The 7272-nt window shown below is 67.5% G+C and carries 3 protein-coding genes; 1 reads left to right on the top strand and 2 read right to left on the bottom strand.

Annotated elements, in window-relative coordinates:
• Together RT567_RS11580 and RT567_RS11575 are read right to left on the bottom strand one after the other, a co-directional pair.
• On the bottom strand, nt 1–4327 hold a 4327-nt coding region (locus RT567_RS11580; RefSeq protein WP_313576503.1), incomplete at its 3' end, for an NAD-glutamate dehydrogenase.
• A gap of 439 nt (nt 4328–4766) precedes the next feature.
• Nucleotides 4767–5936, bottom strand: a complete 1170-nt coding sequence (locus RT567_RS11575) for an AI-2E family transporter (RefSeq protein WP_313576502.1) — start codon at nt 5934–5936, stop codon at nt 4767–4769.
• Between the two features lie 116 nt (nt 5937–6052).
• Between RT567_RS11575 and RT567_RS11570 the strand changes: the two genes are divergently transcribed.
• Nucleotides 6053–7272, top strand: a 1220-nt coding sequence (locus RT567_RS11570) for a helicase HerA-like domain-containing protein (RefSeq protein WP_313576501.1), incomplete at its 3' end; no start/stop codon positions are given.

Genomic DNA, 7272 nt, shown 5'->3' with positions numbered 1-7272 from the left:
CGGCGGCGCGCAGGGCGTCGGCGGCGGGCTGATAGGCGGCGATCATGCCGCCGACCGTCGTCTCGGTGCGGGCCGCGCGACGCGCCAGCCAGAAGGTCTGGCGACGCAGGACCAGGGCGATCTCCTGATAGAGGGCCGTCTGGGCCTCGGCCGGAATCTTCAGGTCCAGCGCCGACACCGCCTTCCAGGCCTCGTCGAGGCGGAAGACGTGACGGGCGGTCTCGAAGGCCGTGACCATGGCCGCGGTGTCGCACTCCGCCGCCGCGCGCAGGCGGTCGGGGAAGGTCGGCCCGGCCATGTTGACGATCTCGTTCGACAGCACGGTGGCGATGATGTCGCGACGCAGGCGGTGCCCCTTCATGTCTTCTTCGAACTGGGCCAGCGGCGCCGGGAAGTACTCCAGCAGCAGGCGTTCGAAGAAGGCGTCGTCTGGCGCCGCCGAGCCGACGATCTCGTCGAACAGCTCGAGCTTGGAATAGGCGGTCAGCACCGCCAGCTCCGGCCGGGTCAGGGCCTGGCCCTGCAGCTTCATCTCGGCGATGCGGGCGTCGTCGGGCAGGTATTCCACCGCCCGGTTCAGCTTACCGATCGAGGACAGGTGCTGCATGAAGGCCTGCTGGGCGTCCAGCGCGGCCGCGCCTTCCGCCTGCTGCAGGGTCAGGGCCAAGGTCTGGTCGTAGTTGTGAGCCAGCACCTTGTCGGCGACCTCGTCGGTCATCGACTTGAGCAGGGCGTTGCGATCCTCGGCCTTCAGATGGCCCGAGGCGATGGCGCCGCCGGTCAGGATCTTGATGTTCACCTCGTGGTCCGAGGAGTCCACGCCGGCCGAGTTGTCGATGGCGTCGGTGTTCAGACGCACGCCCACGCGCGCCGCCTCGATGCGGCCCACCTGGGTCATACCCAAGTTGGCGCCTTCGCCGACGACCTGGGCGCGGATTTCGCCGCCGTTGATGCGGATGGCGTCGTTCGCCTTGTCGCCGACCTGCAGGTTGGTCTCGCCCGAACCCTTGATGTAGGTGCCGATGCCGCCGAAGTAGAGCAGCTCGGCGCGGGCCTTGAGGATGGCCTGCATCAGGGTGACCGGATCGACGCTGTCGGCCTCGATATCCAGCAGCGCCTTGATCTGAGGCGTCAGGGCGATCGACTTGGCCGAGCGCGAGAAGACGCCGCCGCCTTCCGAGATCAGGCTCTTGTCATAGTCCTGCCAGCTGGTGCGCGGCGTCTCGAACAGGCGTTTCCGCTCGGCCCACGACTTCGCCACGTCCGGGTTCGGGTCGATGAAGATGTCGCGGTGATCGAAAGCGGCCACGACCTTGGTCGCCTGCGACAGCAGCATGCCGTTGCCGAAGACGTCGCCGGACATGTCGCCGACGCCGACCACGGTGAAAGGCTCGGTCTGGATGTCCTTGCCCATCTCGCGGAAGTGACGCTTGACCGCCTCCCAGGCGCCGCGCGCCGTGATGCCCATCTCCTTGTGGTCGTAACCGGCCGAGCCGCCCGAGGCGAAGGCGTCGTCCAGCCAGAAGCCGTAAGACTGGCTCACGCCGTTGGCGATGTCCGAGAAGGTCGCCGTGCCCTTGTCGGCGGCCACGACCAGATAGGGGTCGTCGCCCTCCCAGGCCACGACATTGGCCGGACGCACCGGCGCGGCTTCGCCCGTGATGTTGTCGGTGATGTCCAGCATGCCGGACAGGAAGGTCTTGTAGGCGCGAATGGCCTCGGCCTGCGTCTCCTCGCGCGTGCCGCCGACCGGCAGCTGCTTGGGATAGAAACCGCCCTTGGAGCCGACCGGCACGATGACCGAGTTCTTGACCTGCTGGGCCTTCACCAGACCCAGAACCTCGGTGCGGAAGTCGTCGCGACGGTCCGACCAGCGCAGGCCGCCGCGCGCCACCGGGCCAAAGCGCAGGTGCGAACCCTCGATATGCGGCGCCCAGACGAAGATTTCGCGGAAGGGCTTGGGCAGGGGCAGGTCGGCCAATTCCTGACCGGCGATCTTGATCGAGATGTGGGCCTTGGGCGTGCCCTCCGCGTCGACCTGATAGAAGTTGGTGCGCTTGATCCCGTCGATCAGGGCCGCGATACGGCGCAGCGATCGGTCGTGATCCAGGCTCTTCACGTCCTGAAGCAGGGTCTCGATCTTGGCGTCCAGTTCGGCCACGGCCGCCTCACGCTCGGCGACCGAACCACCGTGAGCCGGGTCGAACTTGGCCTTGAACAGCGACAGGATGGCGCGCGCCACGTCAGGGTATTCACGCAGGGCCGCTTCTTGCACCGACTGCGACGGGTCCAGGCCCGTCTGCTGGCGATAGCGGGCCAGGGTGCGGATCAGGGCCGCCTCGCGCCAGTCGACGCCCAGTTCGAGCACCAGGCGGTTGAAGCCGTCGCTCTCGGTGCGGCCGTTCCACACGGCCTTGAAGGCCTCTTCGAATGGGATCTTGAGATCGGCGAACACCAGATCGGCGCCGCGCGGATCTTCCAGCAAGAAGTCGTGGATATAGATCGGCTCCTGGCCGATCGTGCGCACGACGTGGTCGGATTCTTCAAGCGTCTTCAGGCCCATGTCGGCCAGGATCGGCAGGACGTCCGACAGCGGCACGGCCGACCCGCGGCGATACAGCTTGAAGCGGAACTGCAGATTGGTCTCGTCCGCCGTGCGGAAGGCGCGCACCGCCACCGGCTCAGCGTGAACGCCGTCGGCGGCCGAGCCGTCGTTCAGGCGGTCGAACTGCTCCAGGTCGGCCACGGCCTCGGCCGCGTCATAGCGGGCACGGAAAGCCACGCCGAAGCCCTCGGCCCAGCGGGCGCTGGTCGGGCCGACAGCGGCTTCATCGACGCCGGCCAAGCGCAGGGCGCTTTCGAAGCGGTCGATCCAGCTGCGACCGGCCTCGGCCACCTCGGCCTCGAGGGCCTTGAGGTCCGGGATCGGGTGATCGCCCGGCGTCACGCCGATGATGTAGTGGACGCGGGTCAGCGGCTGGTCGGTCAGTTGCGGATACCAGGCCGAGACGCGGCCGCCCCAGGCCTGGGCCAGGATGCCGCCGATGCGCTGGCGCAGGCCCGCGTCGAAGCGTTCGCGCGGAATGAAGCACAGCACAGAGACGAACCGATCGAACGGATCACGGCGCGTGAACAGGCGAATACGCGGGCGATCATACAGGTGCAGGATGCCCAGCGCCGTATCCAGCAGCTCGTCCTCGCCGATCTGGAACAGCTCGTCGCGGGGATAGTTTTCGAGAATGTTCTTCAGGCGCTTGTAGTTGTGGCTGCCCGGCGTCTTGCCGGCGCGTTCCAGCGCATTGGCGACCTTGCGCCGGATCAGCGGCGCGTCCTTGGCCATCTTGTCGTAGGCTTCGGCGGTGAACAGGCCGACGAAGCGGGTCTCGCCCGTCGCCTTGCCGTCGGCGTCGTAACGCTTGACCCCAACGTAATCCATATAAGCGCGGCGATGGACGCGCGAGCGCATATTGGCCTTGGCCACCGTGACCGGATCGCTCTCGTCCAGCTGGCGCTGCATGGCGGCGGTCAGGACGGCGGGTTCCGAGGCGCGGCGCAAGACGCGGCGCTCCGGATCGCTGAGGACGCCCAGGCCGTCGCTGGACTGGTTCAACGGCGCTTCGGCCTCATAGGAACCGGACGCATTGCGCGGATAGTCGTAGTCGCGGGCGCCCAGGAAAACGAAGTGGTCGCTCTTGGCCCAGCGCAGGAACTCGAGATTCTCCTTCAGCACCTCGGGATCGACGCCCTTCGGCGGGGCGGCCTCGAGGCGCTGGACGGCGTCGCGCATGGCCTGGACCATGGCGCCGTGATCGCGCACGGCGACGCGCACATCGGCCATGGCCTGGGCCAGACCCTCGCCCAGGGCGTCACGGCGCTCCTGCGGCAGGGGATCGATGACGACGATGATCAGGGAATCGCGACGCCCGGCCGCGACCTCGACGATCGGGTGAAACAGGGCGCGGACAGTGACGCCCGCGTCGGCAAGCTCGCCCAGGACGCTGTCCACCAGGAAGGGGCCGTCGTCCTGCAGGATCAGGATCTGGTCATAGCCGGTGTTGACGCCGGCGGCGTCGGCCAGCGGGCCGACGGTGATACGGGCGGGCTCGCCCGCCTTGCGGGCTTCAGCGCCGCGCCAGGCGCCGGCCAGCAGAACCGCCAGGTCGTCTCCGCCCAGTTCGGGCGTCTCATCGGCGGAATAGTCGTCGAAGGCCTGAGCCAGCAGGGTCTTCTCCGCCGCGCCCGGCGGCGCCGCAATCCGCGCGTAGGCCGCCTCCAGCGCTCCCAGGTCAGCGGGAACGGCGGGAACGATGCGCGAAGCAGCGGACATGACTCAGGTCTCGAACGGCGCGGCGGAAAACCGCTGGGGAAAACAGCCGCACCTTAGCGTCCCCGGCGAGAACGGCTAGGCCGCGAACGCCCCGAAAGACAGGGAATTTCAGTGTGCACCGCACCATGTGGCGCGGGAGGCCCAGTTGTGGACTGTTTTAGCTGCGCCCGCCGCAGAACGAAGAAATAAAAGCCCCAATTCAGCCGTGATCGGACAGAAGCGCGCGTCAGGGACAAAAAGAAAATCGACCCCAGAAACGAACAAGGCCGTCGAACGGAGTCCGACGGCCTGCTCGGTCCGGCGCTCAGGAGGGGGAGGGGAAGCGCCGGCCTGGGACGTCGCGGTCCGGGAGGGGGAGGGAAGGACCGCGTCGTCGTGTGAGGATGAAATAGGCGTCGATTGCGGCAGTTCAAGGACAAGAAGACGAATATTTCTAGCTTTAAGCCTGCGGCGGGACGTCGCGCCCCAGTATACGATTCAACAGGGAAGAACCGTCCCGATTCTTGGATGATGGCTCAGTTTTCTTATCCTGTTTCTTTGAATGTTTGGCGGCATAGGGCTCGCCGTCGCCAGACAGCAACACGGCGATCCAGCGCGAGCCCTTGAACTCGGCCAGGATGGCCATGGCCATCACCGCCAACGGGGTCGACAGGAACATCCCCGCCACGCCCCACAGCTTGCCCCAGAAGGCCAGGGCCAGAAGGACGACGATGGGGTCGATGTTCTGATTGTCGCCCTGCATCCGCGGCTGGACCAGGTTGCCGACCAGGAACAGCAGGGTCTGAAGGCCCACGAACAGGACCAGGGCGGGCCAGTAGCTTTCGAACTGGACCAGGGCGAACAGGGGCGGTGCACAGCCCGCCACGGCGCCGCCCAGCACCGGAATGAAGCCGACGATGAAGATGACGAAGGTCCAGAACTCGGCGTTCTGAAGCCCCACCGCCCGCATCAGCACCCAGGCCACGGCGCAGATCATGGCCCCGGTCACGGCCTGGACCCACAGATAGCCCTCGACCCCGCCGCGCACGCGCTCGAACACCTCCAGCGCCTCCTGGCGCGGGCCGCGTTCGGGGAACATGCCGACCATCTTCTTGCGGAAGCCCGCCTGCGAAGCCAGCAGGAAGCCCAGGTAGATCATGACGAAGAAGGCGCCGGTCGCCGCGCCCTGCACCTGGAAGGCCGTGCTGGTCAGCCAGCCGCGCACGTCGATGCCGGCGATCATGTCCTGCAGCGTCGGCGGGTCGCTGACCCCGACCAGGGCCGAGACGTCGCGGCTGATCTGATCGATGCGCGGACCGATGCTGCCCGCTACGCCCGAGGCGTCGGTGAAGAAGCCCGCCGCTCCGTCGACGATGATCCAGATCGAGACCAGAAAGCCCAGCACCACCAGGATCAGGGCCGCCGCCCCGGCGAAACGCGGCGGTATCGGCGTACGCCGCTCGATGGCGCGTTTCACGCCGTCGATCATGATCATCAGGAAGACGGCCATGGCCAGGGGCGTCAGGATGTCCCTGAGCCAGTAGAGGGCCGCCCCCGCCGCCACGACGGCGATCAGCACCACCGCATTGGCGGCCGGGGAGGAATGACTGACGGTGATGGGAAGCTTCATGGCGGAAGTGTCGTCGTGGCCGGGAACGGCGTCAATCGCTGTAAACCGCCGCGGTTCCGCCTTGCGGCGACGGCGCGGTCGATTAAGCATGGTCTGGCACGCAGGAGACCCACTTCATGATCGACGCCCCCGCCCTGTTTCTCGGCCAGTCCTTCGAGGGCGCGCCCGAGCGGTTGCTGCTGAACCGGGCCAATCGCCACGGCGTCGTCGCCGGCGCCACCGGCACGGGCAAGACCGTCACCCTGCAGATCATGGCCCAGGGCTTTTCCGAAGCGGGCGTCCCCGTCTTCTGCGCCGATGTGAAGGGCGACCTGTCCGGCATCAGCCAAGGCGGCAATGTCGAAAAATTCTCCGAGCGCGCAGGCAAGATGGGCCTGACGCTGAACGGCAAGTCGGCCCCGGTCGTGTTCTGGGATCTGTACGGCCAGAAGGGCCACCCGATCCGCGCCACCGTGACCGACGTCGGCCCTGTGCTGCTGGCGCGGATGCTGGAGCTGAACGACGTGCAGGAGGGGGTGCTGACCGTCGCCTTCCACGTCGCCGACAAGGAAGGCCTGCTGCTGCTGGACCTTGAGGATCTGCGCGCCCTGCTGGCCTATGTCGGCGAGAACGCCCAGACCATCGGCCGCGAGGTCGGCAACGTCTCGCCCCAGTCGATCGCCGCCATCCAGCGCTCCCTGCTTCAGCTCGAACAGCAGGGCGGCAAGGCCTTTTTCGGCGAACCGGCCCTGCGTCTGGAAGACATGATGCGCACCGCCCTGGACGGCCGGGGCCAGGTGAACGTGCTGGACGCCACCCGGCTGATGAACAGCCCGCGCCTGTACGCCGCCTTCCTGCTGTGGCTGCTGTCCGAGTTGTTCGAGCAACTGCCCGAGATCGGCGACCCGGAGAAGCCGCGCCTGGTCTTCTTCTTCGACGAGGCCCACCTGCTGTTCAACGACGCGCCCAAGGGCCTGCTGGAAAAGGTCGAGCAGGTGGTACGCCTGATCCGCTCCAAGGGCGTCGGCGTCTATTTCGTCACCCAGAACCCGGCCGACATTCCCGACAGCGTCCTGGCTCAGCTGGGCAACCGGGTGCAGCACGCGCTGCGCGCCTATACCCCCGCCGAGCAGAAGGGGCTGCGCGCCGCCGCCCAGAGCTTCCGCACCAACCCCGCCTTCGACACCGCCGAGGCCATTCAGGCCCTGGGGGTCGGCGAGGCCCTGGTCTCCACCCTCGATGAAAAGGGCGCGCCGACCGTGGTGGCCCAGACCAAGATCCGTCCGCCGGATTCGCGCCTGGGCCCGGCGACCGAGGCCGAGCGCGCCGCGACCATGGCCGCCAGTCCGGTGCGCGG

It is taken from the genome of Brevundimonas sp., assembly GCF_032107865.1.
Lineage (GTDB): Bacteria > Pseudomonadota > Alphaproteobacteria > Caulobacterales > Caulobacteraceae > Brevundimonas.
The sequence above is the reverse complement of the archived record's forward strand: the minus strand, read 5'-3'. Positions and strand labels throughout refer to the sequence as shown.